We start from the raw sequence: 19,083 nt of genomic DNA, 5'->3' as shown, positions 1-19,083 counted from the left end.
TATTCTGATAACTGCTAATCACACTATTGCCATGTCAAACCCTGCTAGCTGCTTTACCACTTTTAATGAAAACATAGATAACCTTGCACTGCCTGAGCAGTTTACGTTTCCCTTTTATTATAAACCTCATCCGCTGGCCGTTGCCGCTGCAAAACAATTACAACAACAATTAAAAAAGCTAGATAAGGCTATTTTAGATACAGATGATATTGATGCCGGTAAAATGTTTGGCGTATTGGTTGTTCAAGATGAGTCGCAACAGCTAGGCTTTATTAGCGCCTATTCGGGGCAAATAGCGGGGATAGATGAGCAATTGTATTTTGCGCCAAATGTGGCACTTAAACATATAGACGATGCAGAATTTAGTCAGCAGAGCCAAGTGATTAACGATATTAATGCGCAAATTACAGCCTTGCAAAACAGTGATAATTATCAACAAATTGAGCAACAGTTAGTGACTGCTCGCCAACACTATGAGCAACAACTTATCGCCAAGCAGCAAGCGATGCAAGTAACTCGAAAACAGCGAAAACAGCAACGACAAGTTGCCAGCGAACAACTCAATAATGATGAGTTTGAAAAACTAAAAAACCAATTAGCTGGGCAGAGTATTGTTGAGAAAAAACAACTACAAGCATTAAAGCAACAGTGGCAAACACGTATTACTGCACTTGAACAAGCACAACTCACAATAGATGATGAAATTAACGGATTAAAAAAACGCCGTAAAGTACTCTCTAAAAATTTACAAAAAAAGCTATTCGCTCAGTACCAGTTTTTAAATGCAAACGGCGAAGTGACCGATTTAAACGCCATTTTTGCCAAACTGCCCGAGCACACACCGCCTTCAGGTGCGGGAGATTGTGCAGCGCCAAAATTATTACAATATGCCTATAAACATAATTTAAAGCCGCTGGCTATGGCCGAATTTTGGTGGGGCGCACCGCCTAAATCGGCAATCAGACATCATTTACATTATTACCCTTCGTGCTACAGCAAATGCCAGCCTATTTTAGGGCATATGCTAGAGGGATTAAATGTTGAAAACAACCCGCTCTTGGTCAACCCTGCACAGGGTAAAGACCTAACGATTGTTTATCAAGACGATGATTTGTTGGTGGTAAATAAACCTGCTGAATTTTTATCTGTGCCAGGCATTAATATTGACGATTCGGTATATATGCGAATCAAAACTCAGTTCCCACACGCTTCGGGGCCACTTATTGTGCACCGATTAGACATGTCGACTTCAGGGCTGTTAATGATTGCGTTAAATAAACGGGTGCATAAAGCACTGCAAAAACAGTTTATAGAGCGTAGTGTAGAAAAACGTTATGTTGCTTTAGTGGCGGGTAATATTGCTGCTGAGAGTGGCAGCATAGAGCTACCTTTAGTGCTTGATTTTGATGATAAGCCACGGCAAATGGTGTGTTACAAAACGGGGAAGCCGTCATTAACAACATGGCAGGTACTGGAACGTAAAAATAATACTACCCGCTTACAACTCTATCCAAAAACAGGACGTACTCATCAATTGCGTGTTCACTGTGCCCACCACTTGGGGTTAAATACACCCATTGTGGGCGACACCCACTACGGTGAAAAATCAGACCGACTACATTTGCATGCCGAGTATTTAGCTTTTACCCATCCTATTAGTCATGAACGATTAGAATTTGAAGTAGCCGCTGATTTTTAAATCTTCGCTGCTTTTAGTTGTATCGGATTCTAAAACAGTGCCATTTTTTCATATTGCAAAGTAGGTAACTTTTACCGTTGCAATATAGAAAAAATTACCTGCATTATGCAAAGCCACAATCCAAACAATATAAATATCTATAAAATTCATACTGTTAAAAATTGGCATTAGCTTTGCTTTTATTATTGTACGTATTTATTAAAGCAACTTAAAGCACCAAGAAGTGCTTTTAGTCACACACAGTAAATGGCTTGCTAACCGCTTACTGTGCTCAACAGAACTTCCTACACTCCCTGTGTACTTTATTGGTTATAGGCTAACGCTTATAACCATTTTTTTTGCTTATCATTTAACGGTAAATTTTACGTCTTGATCGCGTAATAAATAAAGCGCAAAACACGCAGCCCACATCGGCCATGCTGCAAAAAACAGTAAATTATTAAAGCCATCAATGTACTGGTTGTAAGAAGACAGCGTTGATAGTCCATGCATTATAAAAATAACACCGTAAGTAATACGTTTTTTAAAACCGACTAAAAATGCTATTACTAATAATAATTGCAGTGCACCTAAAATATAAGCAATAGTATCGGTAGAGCCACTGATCCCATAAAAATGTTCAAAAATACGGGCGCTATGCCCCGGATTTACAAATTTATCTAGTGTCCACATTACCATCACAATAAACACCCCTAAGCGCAGCGATAAAAGCGACCATTGCAAACGAGTTTGTACATCTGTATTGATTGAATCTGTCATAAAATTTCCTTAAAAAAGATATAAATAAACTAATTGGCAAGTAAGACCGTATAATCGTTTTTTTATTTTCAAATAAATTAAACTCTTTACAATAAAAGCACTATTATTTAAGCGCTAAGATAAAAAATAAAAATATTAGCAATTGATTGAAAGATATTTTTATCTGTCTTGGTCTTTTGTGTACGTCAACATATAACAATAGAGAAACACGATTTGAAATACACGTATTTAGCTTTAACCCTCGCCCCCCTGTTAAATGTAGCATTAGCTGCTCAGGCTAATGAAACAACTAGCTCTGACCCCATTGAGCGAATTGAGGTGGCAGGTCAAGCGCTTAAATCTAAAAACCTCTCTATTAAAAACACCACAGTAAACGGCCCTTTTGGCGACAACCTGGCTTTACAAGACATAGCTCGCTCTGTGACGCCTATCTCTAAAGACTTAATTGAGCAATTAAATATAACAACATTGCACGATGTGCTCGCTGTAAGTCCTAATACATACGCGGCCAGTGGTTTTGGTGCACCAAGCTTACCGACGATCCGCGGCCAGTTAGGTGAGTTATTTCAAGATGGTACTCGACGTCAAGCAGGTAATAATGGTTTTGGTGTGCCGTTGTCGTTTAATGCGATAGAACAAATCGATGTGGTTAAAGGCGCACCACCTGTATTGTTTGGTTCAAGCCAACGTAACGGTGGCTTTGTAAACTTACACTCTAAAACAGCGTCAACTGATCAGCGCAAAGGCAATGTGAAGTTGTCTGCAGGCAGTTGGGATAAGTATAGTGCCCAAGTAGATTACAACGCACCGATTGTTGAGGATAAAATTGGCTTACGTGTTAGCTATGAACATATTGATCAGGGTAGTTATTATGACTATTCAGCCACACAAAGTGATAGCTTGTTTGCGGCATTAAAAATTTTACCGGATGATAAAAGCAGTTGGGACATTAACTTTGAACTGTACCAAACAGAATTTACCGATAACGCCGGTATAAACCGCCCTACCCAAGCGCTTATCGATCATAATCTTTACATTACTGGTCAAGGGTTACAAGCGAATGGCAGCACAGTGCCTAGCGCAGGCTCTATTATATCGCCTACAGGACAAGTCAAAATAGATACCAGCCGTGTGCTTACCGATCCTGATAATCTCAATCAAGCAACCACTTATTTAGTTCACAGTATTTATAAGCGCGCACTGTCTGATGTAATGTCGATTAAAAACATTAGTTACTTTCAACATTTGCAGCGCGAAGAAATAGCACAAAATAGTTTTGTTGAAATAATTGATGGTGCCGATACCGCACAAAACCGCACTGAACTTACGTATCAATGGAGCGATGAGCAGCAAACCTTATTTGCTGTTGATGTTCGTTATAATAAAGTATTGGGTTACAGCCAGTTTACTACTGAAGCCGACACACCTATTGATTTAACCGGCCCACTTTCAAACCGCCGCATTCCATTAACTGATACTCAAAAAGCACGTTTGGTAGAGCTACGTTCTGGCGTATATGTATCCCCTGGTGGTCAGTACGATATTAACAATGATGGCAGTGGTGATTTTAATTTATCAGATACGACAGACTCACGCTCATGGCAAACCGGCATTGCCATTCAACAAGACTCACAATGGACTGACAGCTTACGCACCAGTGCTGGCTATCGTGTTGATTACTATGATGTAGAAGCACGCGACCCCATTGCGCCTCAAGGTCAAATAGCGGCTAGTGATAGCATAAATGATACACTGCAATCAGCGCAGCTGAGCGTTAATTACTCAGTTAATGACGATTTAACCACTTATGCGGCAGCAAGTTATAACGAAGCCACCTCTAACAGCATGGCCGGCGGCAATACGTTAGGTGGTGACAATACAATTAGCGCACAAAATTTTGCTACGGAAAATACTTTAGTCGAGTTTGGCGTGAAATATGCGCCAACACAAAGCGACTGGTATGCAGATGCTGCTGTATTTAGCCAACGCCGCAGCTTACGTAATCGCGATGGTAGCAATACTGGCATTCGTACAACCGGATTCGAAAGCCAAGTATTTTACGACGCTTACCCTTACTGGGTAAGCGCAGGCTACAGTTATATTGATGCCCGTTATGATAACTCTGCGACAGGCCAAGACTCAGCTCAAATAGCCGATGCGTTTGATAATTCGCGTCCCGATATTATTGCGGGTAACAGCATTGGTGCACCAAGTTATACAGCTTTTGCTCCCTCAAACCGTCAAGTACAAGGGATCCCAGAGCAATCGTTAAGCTTAAACGCTAACTATACAATTACTTCTCAGTGGCAAGCTGGATTTTCTGCCCTGTATACTAAAAGCTACCCATTGGATTTTTTGGCTACCGTATACATTCGCGATCAGCACACCTTAAATGTTAATACCAGCTATGCGTTTACCTCAGCAACTAAATTGAGGCTTGATGTAAATAATATTACCGATCAGCAAAACTGGCGCCCTGTATTTGAAGGCGGTTATTTTGGCGCGACACTCGCGTTCCCAGAATTACCAATTAACGCTAAGCTCACGCTTACCCATAACTTTTAAACCGTTTGAGAGATAGCATGTTAAAAAAATTAAGTTTGTTATTACTGGCGGCGATAGGTGTCGGCTTATTCTTTTTTTATGACCTAAACCAGCTTCTTACCCTTGACGGGCTAAAAGGGTCAATGGCGCAATTTGATCAGTACAAAACTCAATCACCGTTTTTGGTGATCGGAGGGTTCTTTTTACTTTATATATTAGTGACCGCGCTATCACTGCCCGGTGCAGCTATTTTAACGCTAGCCGCAGGTGCATTATTTGGTTTGGCGCAAGGTCTATTAGTTGCCTCGTTTGCCTCAAGCATTGGTGCTACGTTGGCATTTTTAGTGTCACGTTATTTATTGCGCGATACCATAAAAAAACGCTTTCCTGAACGTTTAGCCGCTATAGATACTGGGGTTGAAAAAGAAGGCGCATTTTACTTATTTACGCTGCGCTTAGTGCCTGTTTTTCCGTTCTTTTTAATTAATTTATTAATGGGTTTAACCGCTATTAAGTCATGGACTTTTTACTGGGTAAGCCAAGTAGGCATGCTGGCGGGTACCTTTGTATTTGTAAACGCAGGTACGCAACTTGCGCAAATAGAGAGCTTATCTGGCATTTTATCGCTGGATTTAATTTTATCGTTTGCGTTATTAGGGGTATTCCCGTTAATTGCAAAAAGCCTAATAAATGCAATAAAAAAACGTCGCGTATACAAAAATTACACTAAACCTAAAAAGTTTGACCGTAACATGATTGTTATTGGCGCAGGTGCTGGCGGCTTAGTGACAAGCTACATTGCAGCAGCAGTTAAAGCCAAAGTAACCCTAATTGAAGCCGGCGAAATGGGTGGCGACTGTTTAAACTACGGGTGTGTGCCAAGTAAAGCAGTTATTAAAAGCGCTAAAATTGCCGAGCAAATTCGCCACGGTGAACACTACGGCTTAGAAAACATGGCACCGCAGTTTTCGTTTAAAAAAGTAATGGCACGTGTACATAAAGTAATTGCCGACATCGCCCCGCACGATAGCGTTGAGCGCTACACAAACCTTGGTGTAGATGTTGTAAAAGGCTACGGGAAATTATTAGACCCGTGGACTGTAGAAATTAAACTTAACGATGGCGGCACGCAAACACTCACAGCCCGCACTATTGTTATTGCAACCGGCGCACGCCCATTTGTACCGCCATTACCTGGCATTGAAGAAACAGGCTACGTAACAAGCGATACATTATGGACTAAATTTGCTGAGCTTGAAGAAGCCCCTAAAAAACTTGTTGTACTTGGTGGCGGCCCAATTGGGTGTGAACTTGCACAAAGCTTTGCACGCTTAGGTTCAAGCGTTACGCAAATTGAAATGGCTGAACGCATTATGATCAAAGAAGACCTAGAAGTGTCTACCTTTGCTCACGAAGCGCTAACGCAAAGCGGCGTAAACATTTTAACCTCGCATCAGGCACTACGCTGTGAAGCGCGCGACGGTAAAAAATTCATTGTGGTAAAACATAACGATACCGAAATCGATATTGAATACGATGAACTACTATGTGCTGTGGGCCGAAGCGCACGCCTAGAAGGTTATGGTCTTGAAACGCTCGGCATAGAAACGAATCGCACTGTAGTCACAAACGAATACCTTGAAACACTCTATCCTAATATTTTTGCCGCAGGCGATATTGTAGGGCCGTATCAGTTTACGCACGTAGCCGCTCATCAGGGTTGGTACGCAGCAGTAAATGGCTTATTTGGTAATCTTAAAAAGTTTAAAGTAGATTACCGTGTCATTCCGTGGACCACATTTATTGACCCTGAAGTAGCACGTGTTGGCTTAAACGAGCAAGACGCTATTGATAAAGGCATAGATTATGAAATCACTCGCTTTGAATTTGAAGAGCTAGACCGCGCCATTACCGACAGCGCAACCAAAGGCTTTATAAAAGTAATTACCCCTAAAGGCAAAGACAAAATACTCGGTGTTACAGTGGTATCTGAGCACGCTGGCGATTTAATAGCTGAGTTTGTACTGGCAATGAAACACGGTTTAGGCCTTAACAAAATACTAGGTACAATTCATAGCTACCCTACGTGGGCTGAAGGTAACAAGTACGCAGCAGGCGAGTGGAAACGCGCTCATGCACCAGAAAAAGTACTTAACATGCTTGAAAAATACCACGCATGGCGCAGAGGCTAATATGTTTAAAACACCTTTAAAAGCGCTATTGTTAGGGTCAGCTTTGCTTGCAATATCGTTTGCAAGCAAAGCTGAAAACATGCACGAAAGCTGGAATGCGTTATTAAACAATCATGTTGTAGCTATTAATAATGGCCACAGCACTGAGGTGGATTATGCAGCAATTAAAGCTAAGCACAGTGAGCTTAAAAGCTATTTAGATTCGTTATCGGCGGTTACGCAAAACGAGTTTGATACGTGGGAAAAACCAAAGCAACTTGCGTTTTTAATCAATGCGTATAATGCCTTTACTGTTGAGCTTATATTAACTAAGTACCCAGAACTTAAATCGATTAAAGATTTAGGCAGCTTTTTTAGCTCACCGTGGAGCAAAGAGTTTGTGCCATTACTTGGTAAAACGCGCAGCCTTGATGATATAGAACATGGTTTAATACGTGGCAGTGGTAAATACAACGACCCACGTATTCACTTTGCTGTAAATTGCGCAAGTATTGGCTGCCCAGCACTACGTGAAGAAGCCTACACAGCCACTGATTTAGAAAGCCAATTGCAAGCGCAAACGGTACGTTTTTTATCAGACATGACCCGCAATATAGCGCAAGATAACACGCTAATTGTATCTTCAATATTTAAGTGGTACGGCGATGATTTTGAACAAGGCTTTAAAGGTGCCAATACGCTGCAACAGTTTTTTATGCAATACCCTAAAGCACTAAAACTGATACCCGCTCAGCAAAAAGCGCTTAAAAATAATGACATGAAAGTTAAGTTTTTAGACTACAACTGGGATTTAAATGCTCGCCAATAAATTTTGGCAAACATTATCGCGATACAGCTTATTCTGTGTCGCGTTTTGCATTTGCCTTGTTATTAGCTTTAAAAGCCTAGCAAGTACACAATTACAAAGCCGTTGGCAGCAAGTTGAAAGCTTAGGCAAAGACCAAAGCGTATATTTTTATGCGTGGGGCGGCGATGCGCAAATAAATGCGTATATTCAATGGGCTGCGCAGCAAGTAAAAGCCAAATACAACATAAACTTAGTACATGTAAAGCTAAGCGATACCAGTGAAGCAGTAAGCCGCGTACTTGCCGAAAAATCAGCAAACAATAACGATAAAGGCAGCGTAGATTTAATTTGGATAAACGGTGCTAACTTTGCCACCATGAGCGAGCACTCATTATTACTTAAACAATGGGCTAATAAGTTGCCTAATTTTAGCTACACCGACCCTAGCAATAATCCCGCTGTTAATTTTGATTTTGGAATACCCACTAATGGAATGGAAGCACCTTGGGGTCAAGCTTCACTCACCTTTTACTACGACAGCTTAGCAATAGATGGCACTGCAAATAACACACTACCAACAACCCTAAACCAATTACTTAGCTGGAGCGCACAAAACCCAGGGCGCTTTAGTTACCCAAAGCCACCTGATTTTTTAGGAATGAGCTTTTTAAAATACGCGCTTGTTATGCTACATCAACAAAGCGATGACTCACTTAAAGCGCAGTTAAATCAGCCAGCTACTGCACAAAACACAGCTCAAATATTAAACCCGTTATGGAACTTTTTAAATAAGCTGCACCCAACACTTTGGCGCGGCGGTAAACACTTTATGCAAAGTGGTGCACAAATGCGCCGCTTAGTAGGCGACACCGAGCTAAGCATAGCGTTTACGTTTTCAGCGCCCGAAGTACCCGCCGCCGTTAAACGTTATGATTTACCAAAAAGTATTCGCAGTTATGCTATGCAAGATGGCAGTTTAAGTAACACCCACTTTGTAGCCATACCTTATAATGCAAGCCATGCACAAAGTGCGCAATTAGTGGCTAATTTTTTATTAAGTCCAAAGGCGCAAGCACATAAGCAAAAACCTTCAGTTTGGGGGGATAAAAGTGTATTGATTCAATCTACATTGAGCCAAAAGCAGCAAGCCTTGTTTAAAACGGTGGAACCGCATCCAAGCGCATTACCCTTAAATAGCATTAAACGCACGCTTAGCGAGCCACACCCAAGCTGGGTAAACGCTATTATGCAAGGTTGGCAAGCGCGTTTTGGAGTAAGCCAATGAGTGTTGTTTCTAATAAGTTAGCAGCGAGCTCAACACTTAAACCACACAAAAGCGCCGATATGTTTAGTAAATTAGTTAAATTAAGCCCACATTTTTTACTGGCATTGCTAATTTTGCCTGTAATAGGTGGCCTAATTAGCGTGCTATTGCCCGCTTTTGGTTATACACCAGTACTTGAGCATACAACACTTGGCCTACATGGCTTTACTATGCTTGTGCAAACACCCGGCCTAACACACATGGTTATGCTAAGTGTTAGCAGCGGATTAATAAGCACCTTACTTGCCTTTATCATTACGTTAATGATTTTAGCGGCATTTTTTAATAGCCCTTGGCTTAACCGTATTCAGCGTTTACTAAGTCCCATACTCGTAATCCCCCACGCAGCAGCCGCTATAGCCGTTGGTTTTTTAATTTCTCCTTCGGGTATGATCTCGCGTTTAGTATCGCCTTGGTTTAGTGGGTGGGAACTTGCCCCTAACGGCATGTTTCCGCATGACGCGTTTGGTATAAGTATAATTTTAGGCTTAACCCTTAAAGAGCTGCCTTTTTTACTGTTAATGGCGCTAGGTGTGCTTGCCCAACCTGAGCTTGGCAAAAAACTGCGCCAACAACATAAAGTAGCGCTTAATTTAGGCTACTGCCCTATGACTGCTTTTTTTAAAGTGATTCTGCCAAGCCTTTACCCATTACTGCGCCTACCGATTTTAGCCGTATTGGCTTATGCCAGCGCAAGTGTAGAAATGCCACTTATTTTGGGGCCAAATACTCCACCCACATTGGCTGTAGCCATTATGCATTGGTTTAACGACGTAGATTTAAACCTGCGTATTAAAGCCTCTGCGGGGGCATTATTGCAGCTTGTACTTACTGGGGGTTTACTAGCTCTTTGGCTTGGCGGCGAAAAAACTATAAAAGCATTATTTAGTGATTTACTAACCAATGGCGAGCGAGAATATGGCGGTGTTTATTGGCAAAAAATAACGACCGCATTAACAGTATTTGTAATTGGCTTTATTTTGCTCTCGTTAATTGGCTTAATTATGTGGTCGGTTGCCGGATTTTGGCGTTTTCCGGCGGCATTGCCCGATCAGCTCACGCTACTTCACTTTAAAAGTGCGCTAATGCAAATGCAAAGCCCGCTTTATAATACCCTTGCTATAGGGCTAGTTACTACGTTATTTGCCATTATTATTACCCTTTTGTGCTTAGAGTCAGAGCAGTTAAGTGCAAAACCCATGTCGCGCTTTACCAGCTTAATTATTTATTTACCGTTGCTTGTACCAAGTATTGCGTTTTTATTTGGCCTAGTGTGGCTGCAACAATTAGTAAATAACCAGGCCGCGTTTTTTAATGTGGTATTTACCCATTTATTGTTTGTACTGCCGTATGTGTTTTTATCGCTTGCGAGCAGTTATAGGCGATTAGACCCTCGTTTTGCTCATGTAGCAGCAAGCCTTGGCGCAACACCCTGCAAAGTGTTTTTACAAGTAAAATTACCCCAGTTATTTGCCCCTATTTTAATTGCGGCCGCACTTGGTTTGGCCATTAGCTTTGGCCAATATTTGCCTACACTTTTAGCCGGTGGCGGGCGCATAGCAACCATAACAACCGAAGCGGTCACCCTTGCTAATGGCGCAAGTAGGCGCACCAGTGCAGTGTATGCCATTATGCAAATGGCATTACCACTCATTGGCTTTATACTGGCGTGGGTTTTACCTAAGTACTTTTTTAAAAGCGCACATCGCTAACCCATAAATTAAAAGGTTTTTAATGCAGTCATCTTTAGAGATTAAAAATTGTGAGCTTTATCGTCAACACGAGCAATTACTAAGCTTAAACGAGCAGGTAAAAGGCGGCGAAATACTCACTATTATGGGGCCATCAGGCAGTGGTAAATCAAGCTTTTTAAATTGGCTTACGGGTACATTACCCAGTGGTTTTAGCGCAAACGGCGAAGTGTGGCTTAACGGTAAAAACATTAATAACTTACCCGCACATTTACGCCACATAGGCGTGCTTTATCAAGATGCGTTATTATTTTCGCATTTATCGGTAAGCGGTAACATTGCCTTTGCTATGCCTAAAGGCAATAAAAAACGGCGCCTTGAAAAAATAGAGCACGCCCTTGAACAGGTAGGATTAAAAGGCATGGCTAATCGCCACCCCGACAACCTCTCTGGTGGACAACAAGCCCGCGTTGCTTTATTGCGTATGCTATTAAGCGAGCCAAAAGCTATTTTACTTGATGAGCCCTTTAGCAAGCTCGACACCCAATTAAGAGTAGATACGCGCGAGCTAGTATTTAGCCAAATACGCGAGCATAAATTGCCCGCTATTATGGTAACCCACGATCATAGCGATGCAGAGGCCGCAAACGGCAAACTGATCACCTTAAACTTAGCCAAATAAACGCACAAAAAGTACAAGGCACCAAGCATGTTAGACAAATACATCACCCCAATAATAAAGCCACTGTTAACCCCCGTTGTAGCGTTAATGCACAAGCGCGGCATAACGCCCGACCAACTTACTGTGGCAGGCTTTTTAATAGGGCTATTAGCAGTGCCATTAATTGCGTATGAAATGTGGTACGCAGCGTTAACGGCTATTGCTTTAAATCGTATTTTAGATGGGCTAGATGGCGCATTGGCACGCCATGCAAATTTAAGTTCAAGCGCTGGCGGTTTTTTAGATATTACCCTCGATTTTTTATTTTACGCGGCAATTCCGCTTGGCTTTATTTTGGTAAACCCCGAGCAAAACGCCATTGCAGGTAGCGTATTACTGGCCACCTTTATAGGCACAGGCTCAAGCTTTTTAGCCTTTGCCATAGCCGCCGAAAAATTTAAGCTCGAAAAACCCCAGTTTAAATACAAAAGTTTTTACTATTTAAATGGTTTAACCGAAGGCACAGAAACCATAGCGCTATTTATTGCCTTTTGTATTTGGCCGCAGCACTTTGCCATAATGGCGAGTATTTTTGCCACTGCGTGCGCTATTACTATTTTTACACGTATACATGGAGGATATAACACGTTAAAACTCCAAGAAGCTGATGAGGTTACACAAGCCAATGAGTAATGAAATTTGGTGGCGTTTAGGGTTCTTTTTTAGCATTTTGGTTATTATGATGCTGCTAGAATCGCGTATGCCTGCGCGTAAATCGCCTATAAAAAGTAACACCCGATGGTTCGCTAATTTTGGACTGGTGTTTGCTTCATCACTAATTGCTCGCTTAAGTGTACCCATAGGCTTAACTGCCGTAGCGCTTTATAACCAAGAGCACGGTATCGGTTTATTTAATCAAATAGCCACACCAAGTAGTGTTGCTATTATTTTAAGCATGCTACTGCTTGATATACTTATATATTGGCAGCATAGGTTATTTCATAACGTGCCAATTTTGTGGCGTTTGCATCGTGTGCACCACGCCGATGCGCATGTAGATACCAGCACAGGTTTGCGTTTTCACCCTATCGAAATTGTACTCAGCATACTTATAAAATTGATTGCCGTTACCGCTTTGGGTGTACCTGCTATTGCAGTATTAATATTTGAAATTGCACTTAATGGATTAGCGCTATTTAACCACGCCAATATACGTTTACACAATGCAATAGAAAAACCACTTCGGCTTATCTTAATGACTCAAATACTGCATCGTATTCATCATAGCCAAAATCCCGAAGAAACAAATAGTAACTTTGGCTTTAGCGTAACTTGGTGGGATAGACTTTTTGGCAGCTACAAAACCAGCGCCACATTATCAGATAATAAACTAAACATCGGCTTAGCCCAATATCCCGACCCAAAACAAAACGCGTCCTTGTGGTATTTGTTAACGTTACCATTTAAAAAGTAGCAACTAGCCTAAACTAAGCAGAGAAATGGGCCTATTTCAGCTTAGTTTGTTACATTATCTAAGCTTTTGAGCTGCTACATTAACAAAAGCAGCTTATTTAAAGTAAACCAATTGTAAATTAAATAAACAAATTCTTGACCAAATTTGAAATCCCTCATATCATTTGTAAGCGCTTACATTTACCACACATAAAAATGTAAGCGCTTACAAAATGACAAAATCAACAAATACACTATATTCTGACAATAATCAGTTGAACGGGGTTCAGTTATGAACATTGAAACAACACGCATTACTCGCCTTTTGGCTGCTATATCATTAGCGTCTTTGGCTGGCTGTGGCGGCGATGCTGCGACAACATCCAATTTTGAAAAAGTAGATCCTGCCCAGCCAGTTTCAGATTGGCAAATGGTTTGGAGTGATGAATTTGATGGCACAAGCATTGATACAAATAAGTGGAACTTTGAATTAAACTGCGCCGGCGGTGGTAATAACGAAAAACAATGTTACACCGACAGTGAACAAAATGCCTTTATTAAAGACGGTGTACTAAATATAGTCGCCCTACCTGCTGAAGAAGGTGCAGAAAAACCATACACGTCAGCCCGTTTAAATACCCGTTACAACGCTGACTTTACTTATGGTCGCTTTGAAATGCGTGCAAAACTACCGTCAGGTCAAGGTAGCTGGCCTGCATTTTGGATGATGCCAACCGACGAAGTATATGGCACTTGGCCGCGCTCTGGCGAAATTGATATTTTAGAAGCGGTAAATTTAAAAACAGTCGCTGAAGATGGCACCGTTGAAGCAAATATTCATGGCACACTTCACTATGGTCGCGAGTGGCCAAATAACTCAAGCTCAGGCAAAGCTTATACTCTGCCTGAGGGAATGAATCCCGCAGATGACTTCCACACCTACGCTATTGAATGGCAAGAAGGCGAAATTCGCTGGTACGTAGATGGCTACTTATATGCCACACAACGTCGCTCTGAAGTTCGTTACAACTCTAAAGATGAGGCTGTTGGCCTTAAACATAAAGGCTGGTTTGCTGAATACTTTGAACAAGGTAATGGCGAACTTACCACTCACTGGGATAATGCCCCATTTGATAAAGATTTTTACCTTATTTTAAATAACGCCGTTGGTGGTGACTGGCCTGAAAATGTAAACAACTTAGGTGTTGACGCTGCAGCATTTGCAGAAGGTCAAAGCTTTGAGGTTGATTACGTACGGGTTTATCAATGCGCTGCAAATACTGACACAGGTAAAGGTTGTGAAACTGTGCGCCCAGGTTACGATAGCCTAGATGATGCACTTGTTGAAGGTAAAGCCCCTGTACCTAATCCACCAAGTGATGGCGTTGCAAGAAACCTTGATATATTCAATGGCACATTAAACGCCAACTGGATCGCATGGGATTGTTGTGGTGGAACCACACCAGGAACTATAACCGATGCTGAAAAAGGTGACGCTATTAAGTTTAACATTAACGATAATAACGGTACTGTTTTAGGTTTTTCAACTCGTGGTGGTCACTTCCCAGATGATTTTACCGGCACCTCATCTCCATTTGACGCATCACTCCTTCTTGATCTAAATGGTCGATTAACTTTTGATATGAAAGTAGTAACGCCGCCAACATCTTCGACAACTTGGCTATTAAAAGCCGAAGCGGGTGATGGCGGACCTAATACAGGCGATGTAGCGCTTAGCGATAGTGTTGAAGGCGTAACACCGGTTACAGGCCAATGGCAAACCTATACATTTCCGCTTTCTCTACTACAAGAAAGAGGCTTAGATTTAAGTGCCATTGATGTATTAATGGTATTCCCAGCATGGCAAACTGGCGAAGGCGCTGAATATTTAATTACCAACGTGGCTATTGAGGGCGATGTAGGTGAATCACCATCAGTAGACTTATTTACAGATGGGCAAAACTTAGATTGGCCGATGTGGGATTGTTGTGGCGGCTCTACTCCAACAGAAGTTATGGACGATGCAGAACACGGCTTAACCGCAGAATTCACTATTGGCGAAGCCCCCACTGTAATGGGCTTTAATACTCGTTCATCTGCTGGTGGTAGCGGTACTCCATTTGATGCAACCAGCATTTTAGAAAATGGTTTACTACAGTTTGATGTGAAAGTGATGTCAAACCCAAATAACCCAGATGCCACTTGGTTAATGAAAATAGAATCTAATGAGGGTGATACCGCGGTAGAATTGCCATTAACAGATGCTGGCGATGCACCTATTGTAGGTGAGTGGAAAACTTACACCTTTACATTCGCTGACTTAGCGGGCGCAGGTTTAGATGTAAGTGCCATTGATGTAGTAATGATATTCCCAGCATGGGGCACCGGTGAAGGTGCGGTTTACCGTGTTGATAACGCTAAGATGTACGATCCTAGTGCATCAGCAGGCGATGAAATCACTATTTTCCAAAATACTGCCGCAGATATGTGGAGCATTTGGGACTGTTGTGGCGGCTCTACCCCAACAGAAGAAATTGACGATGCTGATCACGGTACTGTAGCTGAATTTGTTATTGGCTCTGCGCCAACGGTAATGGGCTTTTTAGCCGACGACGGTATCTCTTTCGATGCATCAGCAATACTAGCTAATGGCGTTGTGCAGTTTGAAATGAAAGTGGTAACCCCGCCAAATAATCCTGACGCTGTATGGACATTTAAAATTGAGTCAACAGGCGCAGCAACAGCGGTAGAGCTTCCTCTTTCACAAAGCGTTGAGGGGGAAGTACCCGTTAATGGCCAATGGCAAACCTACACATTTACATTACAGTCACTGTTTGCTGCCGGTTTAGACATTAGCGATATCAATGTACTTATGATGTTTCCAGCGTGGGGGACAGGTGAAGGCGCTGTTTACCGTATAGACAACGTGATTATCGCTAACCCGTAATCCCTAATTCAGTGGTAGGTAGTGAATTACAAGTACCTACTTACCGTAATAAATTAAGTAAAAGCAGAGCAATTATGAACACAAATAAGTTTAAAAAAAGCCCACTAGCGGCTTCTGTGTCACTTATCATCGCTGCAAGCACGCTGAATATCGCTCATGCAGCAGAACAAAATACTGTGGAACCTGAAATCGAAGTAATACAAGTTAAAGGTATTCGCGGTTCACTTATCCGCTCTATGGATATGAAACGTGATGCATCGGGGGTCGTTGATGCTATTTCTGCTGAAGAAATGGGTAAATTTCCTGATACTAACTTAGCAGAGTCACTGCAACGTATTACAGGTGTATCGGTGAGTCGTGCAAACGGCGAAGGAAGCCAAATTACCGTACGTGGTTTTGGCCCTTCATTTAATTTGGTAACACTTAACGGTCGCCAAATGCCTGGAACGGGTAACTCTCGCTCATATAATCTGGAAAACATTGCCTCAGAAGGTGTTAGTGCCTTAGAAGTATTTAAAACTGCCCGTGCTGATGTGCCCAGTGGTGGCTTAGGTGCGACGGTTAACATTTCAACAACTCGACCTTTACAAAGACCTGGCCAGCATTTTTCGGCAACAGCTAAAGCTATTCATGATTCATCAAATGAAGCGGGTAGCGATGTAACTCCGGAAGTATCGGCTATTTATAGTAATACCTTTAGCGATGAAATGTTTGGTATTGGTTTTTCTTTTTCGCATCAAGAACGCGACTTTCAAAAGCAAAGCGCCAATATTCAAGGTTGGCAAGCAAATGTAGACCTACCTACTCTTGCTGAAGGTGATTTTATTGAACCACGCGCAGTAGATGCGCAAGGAAATCGTGTAGGTAATCACTTTTTTGCAAAAGACATGAACTACGCAATTGAAGATTTACAACGCGAGCGTACTAATGGGCAAATCACACTGCAATTTGCACCCACAGATAATTTTGTAGCAACCCTTGATTATACAGCAAGTGAGGCTACAACAGGCTCAGAAACTCTCGGCTGGGGTATTTGGAACGACTTTGGTAGTAACATTAATGGCTACGAGTTAGATGAAAATGGCACAGCTATTTATGCAGATATAAGTGGTAACGATGCATCATTTACCTCTAGTAAAAATACCACTGAAGTTAAGGCTCGTTCTATTGGCTTAAATTTAGATTGGCAAATTAATGAAACATGGCAAGTTGAGCTTGACTACCACGACTCTAAAAACGAGACAGATAACGGCGCAGACAAAGGTCTGGGTAGTGATGGGCAAGTTATTTTAGGTTCTGATCAGCTTGTAAATAAAATTTATGATTACCGCACTGGTGAAATTCCACATGCGCAAGTTAACTGGAAAAACGGTACTAGCGTATTAAGCCCTGGTGAAATTGATTCAAACTTTAGCCAGTTTATTCATTCACCTGGAGAATCAGATATTGAGCAGCTGCAATTACACACAACATGGATAAACGATAGTTTTGACATTGGTTTAATTGAAGTGAAGTTTGGTGGTTCGCGTACAGAACAAAATACCGGTGGTTATGAAGCATGGAGTGGCTTAGTTGGCGGCCCTGGTTTTAACCCTTCTTACACCGAGATATTCCCTGATGGTATGTTTACCCTTAATAACACTTCAGGACTATTAGACCAATTTGCTGGTGGTGGTAACAATTTACAACCTAACTATTATTATAGCTTTGATTTTGATGAAGCTGTAGCAAGACAAATGGCATACCTTACTGCTGATGTAACCGGTGGCGATGCCTATGCGCCTAATGCCTATCTTGATGGTATTGACAGTCAAAGCGCTGTTGAAGAAATTACCAACAGTATTTATGTTCAATCACGTTGGGAATTTGAAGTTAGCAATTACTACATAAAAGTAAATGCCGGCCTTCGTTATGAAGAAACCGATGTAAGTAGCTCTGTTCGTCAACGCGTTGAGCAACAAGTAAATTGGATAAGTGCTTCAGAGTGGATCACTCAATATGAAGCTGGCGGCGATGACAACTTCTTAGTTCAAGAAGGAAGTTACGATATTTTACTACCATCAATCGACCTAAGTGTTGACGTAACCGATGACTTAGTTGCTCGCGTATCATGGGGTAAAACTATGTCGCGCGCGCCATTGGGCGATTTAGCCGGTGGTCGTAGCCTTACAGGCAGCCCAAAACCGGGGGCACGAGTAGGTAGCCAAGGTAATACAGGATTATTGCCATTTGAATCAACAAACCTTGACCTATCATTAGAGTATTACTATTCAGAAGGCAGCTATGCATCAGTAGGTTACTTTAAAAAGGACGTTGATAACTTTATTCAAACCACCATTACTCCAACCACCATTGAAGGCTTACATGATATTTTAAATGGCCCACGCTATTTACAAGCGGTTAGTGATATTGAAGCTCGTGGTGATCAAGCAACAAGCGATGCTATTTTTGCACAAATGCTTGCTAATGGTGATGGCAATGCAAACGGCCAAATTGAACCAAATAGTAATGATCCACTTATTACTTGGAATATTAGCCAACCACAAAATACCGATAGTAAATCAGTCGATGGTTTTGAAGTAGCAGTACAACACTTAATTGGTGAGACAGGCTTTGGGGTCGGTGTAAATGCAACGTTTGTTGACGGCGATGTTGAATTTGATACAGACAGCCTAGACCAACAAGCTCCATTAACAGGGTTGAGTGATTCAGCTAACTTCCAAGCGTTTTACGAAAAAGAAGGTTTATCTGTAAAAGTAACTTACGCTTGGCGTGATGCATATTTAATTGGTGTAGGCCAAGCGCAAGGCTCTGCTGATGCACCACCACAATACGCCAAATCATATGGTCAATGGGATATGAGCGTAAATTATGACGTTAATGAAAATGTGACGGTATTCTTTGAAGGTATTAACCTTAATAATGAAACCGAGCAAGGGTATGGTCGTTACGAAGAGCAGTTCTTATTTGCTCGCCAGTATGGTCCACGCTACGCAATTGGCGCCCGTTATTCGTTTTAAACTAACC

The 19,083-nt window shown here is 41.8% G+C and carries 12 protein-coding genes; 11 read left to right on the top strand and 1 reads right to left on the bottom strand.

What is annotated here, in order from left to right:
• Nucleotides 1-31 precede the first annotated feature (31 nt).
• On the top strand, nucleotides 32-1,699 hold the full coding sequence (locus QL989_RS14520) for an RluA family pseudouridine synthase (RefSeq protein WP_290170903.1): 1,668 nt from the start codon (nucleotides 32-34) through the stop codon (nucleotides 1,697-1,699).
• 345 nt (nucleotides 1,700-2,044) lie between these two features.
• On the opposite strand, the gene QL989_RS14515 is transcribed toward QL989_RS14520, so the two are convergent.
• A complete protein-coding gene (locus QL989_RS14515; protein WP_054201343.1) occupies nucleotides 2,045-2,458 on the bottom strand; it encodes a hypothetical protein in 414 nt (137 codons plus the stop codon).
• A 213-nt stretch (nucleotides 2,459-2,671) separates the two neighbouring features.
• Between QL989_RS14515 and QL989_RS14510 the strand changes: the two genes are divergently transcribed.
• The 10 genes from QL989_RS14510 (at nucleotide 2,672) to QL989_RS14465 (ending at nucleotide 19,076) form a co-directional block, all read left to right on the top strand.
• Nucleotides 2,672-5,023, top strand: coding sequence for a TonB-dependent receptor (locus QL989_RS14510; RefSeq protein WP_178956889.1), 2,352 nt, complete (start codon nucleotides 2,672-2,674; stop codon nucleotides 5,021-5,023).
• A 17-nt stretch (nucleotides 5,024-5,040) separates the two neighbouring features.
• The gene (locus QL989_RS14505) at nucleotides 5,041-7,194 is read left to right on the top strand and encodes a bifunctional TVP38/TMEM64 family protein/FAD-dependent oxidoreductase (protein WP_290170901.1); all 2,154 of its coding nucleotides are present in this window, start codon (nucleotides 5,041-5,043) and stop codon (nucleotides 7,192-7,194) included.
• A gap of 1 nt (nucleotide 7,195) precedes the next feature.
• Nucleotides 7,196-8,002, top strand: coding sequence for a DUF547 domain-containing protein (locus QL989_RS14500; protein WP_290170900.1), 807 nt, complete (start codon nucleotides 7,196-7,198; stop codon nucleotides 8,000-8,002).
• Nucleotides 7,989-9,266, top strand: coding sequence for an ABC transporter substrate-binding protein (locus QL989_RS14495; RefSeq protein WP_290170898.1), 1,278 nt, complete (start codon nucleotides 7,989-7,991; stop codon nucleotides 9,264-9,266). The genes QL989_RS14500 and QL989_RS14495 overlap by 14 nt, the downstream gene beginning before the upstream one ends.
• Nucleotides 9,263-11,017 (top strand): ABC transporter permease subunit, encoded by a 1,755-nt coding sequence (locus QL989_RS14490; RefSeq protein ID WP_290170897.1) that lies wholly within the window; start codon nucleotides 9,263-9,265, stop codon nucleotides 11,015-11,017. The genes QL989_RS14495 and QL989_RS14490 overlap by 4 nt, the downstream gene beginning before the upstream one ends.
• Before the next feature lie 22 nt (nucleotides 11,018-11,039).
• Entirely contained in the window at nucleotides 11,040-11,678 is a 639-nt protein-coding gene (locus tag QL989_RS14485) for an ATP-binding cassette domain-containing protein (RefSeq protein WP_178956894.1), read from the top strand.
• A 27-nt stretch (nucleotides 11,679-11,705) separates the two neighbouring features.
• Nucleotides 11,706-12,350 (top strand): CDP-alcohol phosphatidyltransferase family protein, encoded by a 645-nt coding sequence (locus QL989_RS14480; protein ID WP_138605491.1) that lies wholly within the window; start codon nucleotides 11,706-11,708, stop codon nucleotides 12,348-12,350.
• Nucleotides 12,343-13,131, top strand: a complete 789-nt coding sequence (locus QL989_RS14475; RefSeq protein WP_178956896.1) for a sterol desaturase family protein — start codon at nucleotides 12,343-12,345, stop codon at nucleotides 13,129-13,131. Before QL989_RS14480 ends, QL989_RS14475 begins: the two co-directional genes overlap by 8 nt.
• 270 nt (nucleotides 13,132-13,401) lie before the next feature.
• Nucleotides 13,402-16,056: a glycoside hydrolase family 16 protein gene (locus QL989_RS14470; protein ID WP_290170893.1), complete on the top strand. Its 2,655-nt coding sequence runs from the start codon at nucleotides 13,402-13,404 to the stop codon at nucleotides 16,054-16,056.
• A 74-nt stretch (nucleotides 16,057-16,130) separates the two neighbouring features.
• Entirely contained in the window at nucleotides 16,131-19,076 is a 2,946-nt protein-coding gene (locus QL989_RS14465) for a TonB-dependent receptor (protein ID WP_290170892.1), read from the top strand.
• Nucleotides 19,077-19,083 lie beyond the last annotated feature (7 nt).

Source organism: Pseudoalteromonas sp. APC 3224, from assembly GCF_030407535.1.
GTDB lineage: Bacteria > Pseudomonadota > Gammaproteobacteria > Enterobacterales > Alteromonadaceae > Pseudoalteromonas.
Note: the sequence above shows the minus strand (reverse complement) of the source record. Positions and strands in the feature narration are given on the sequence as shown.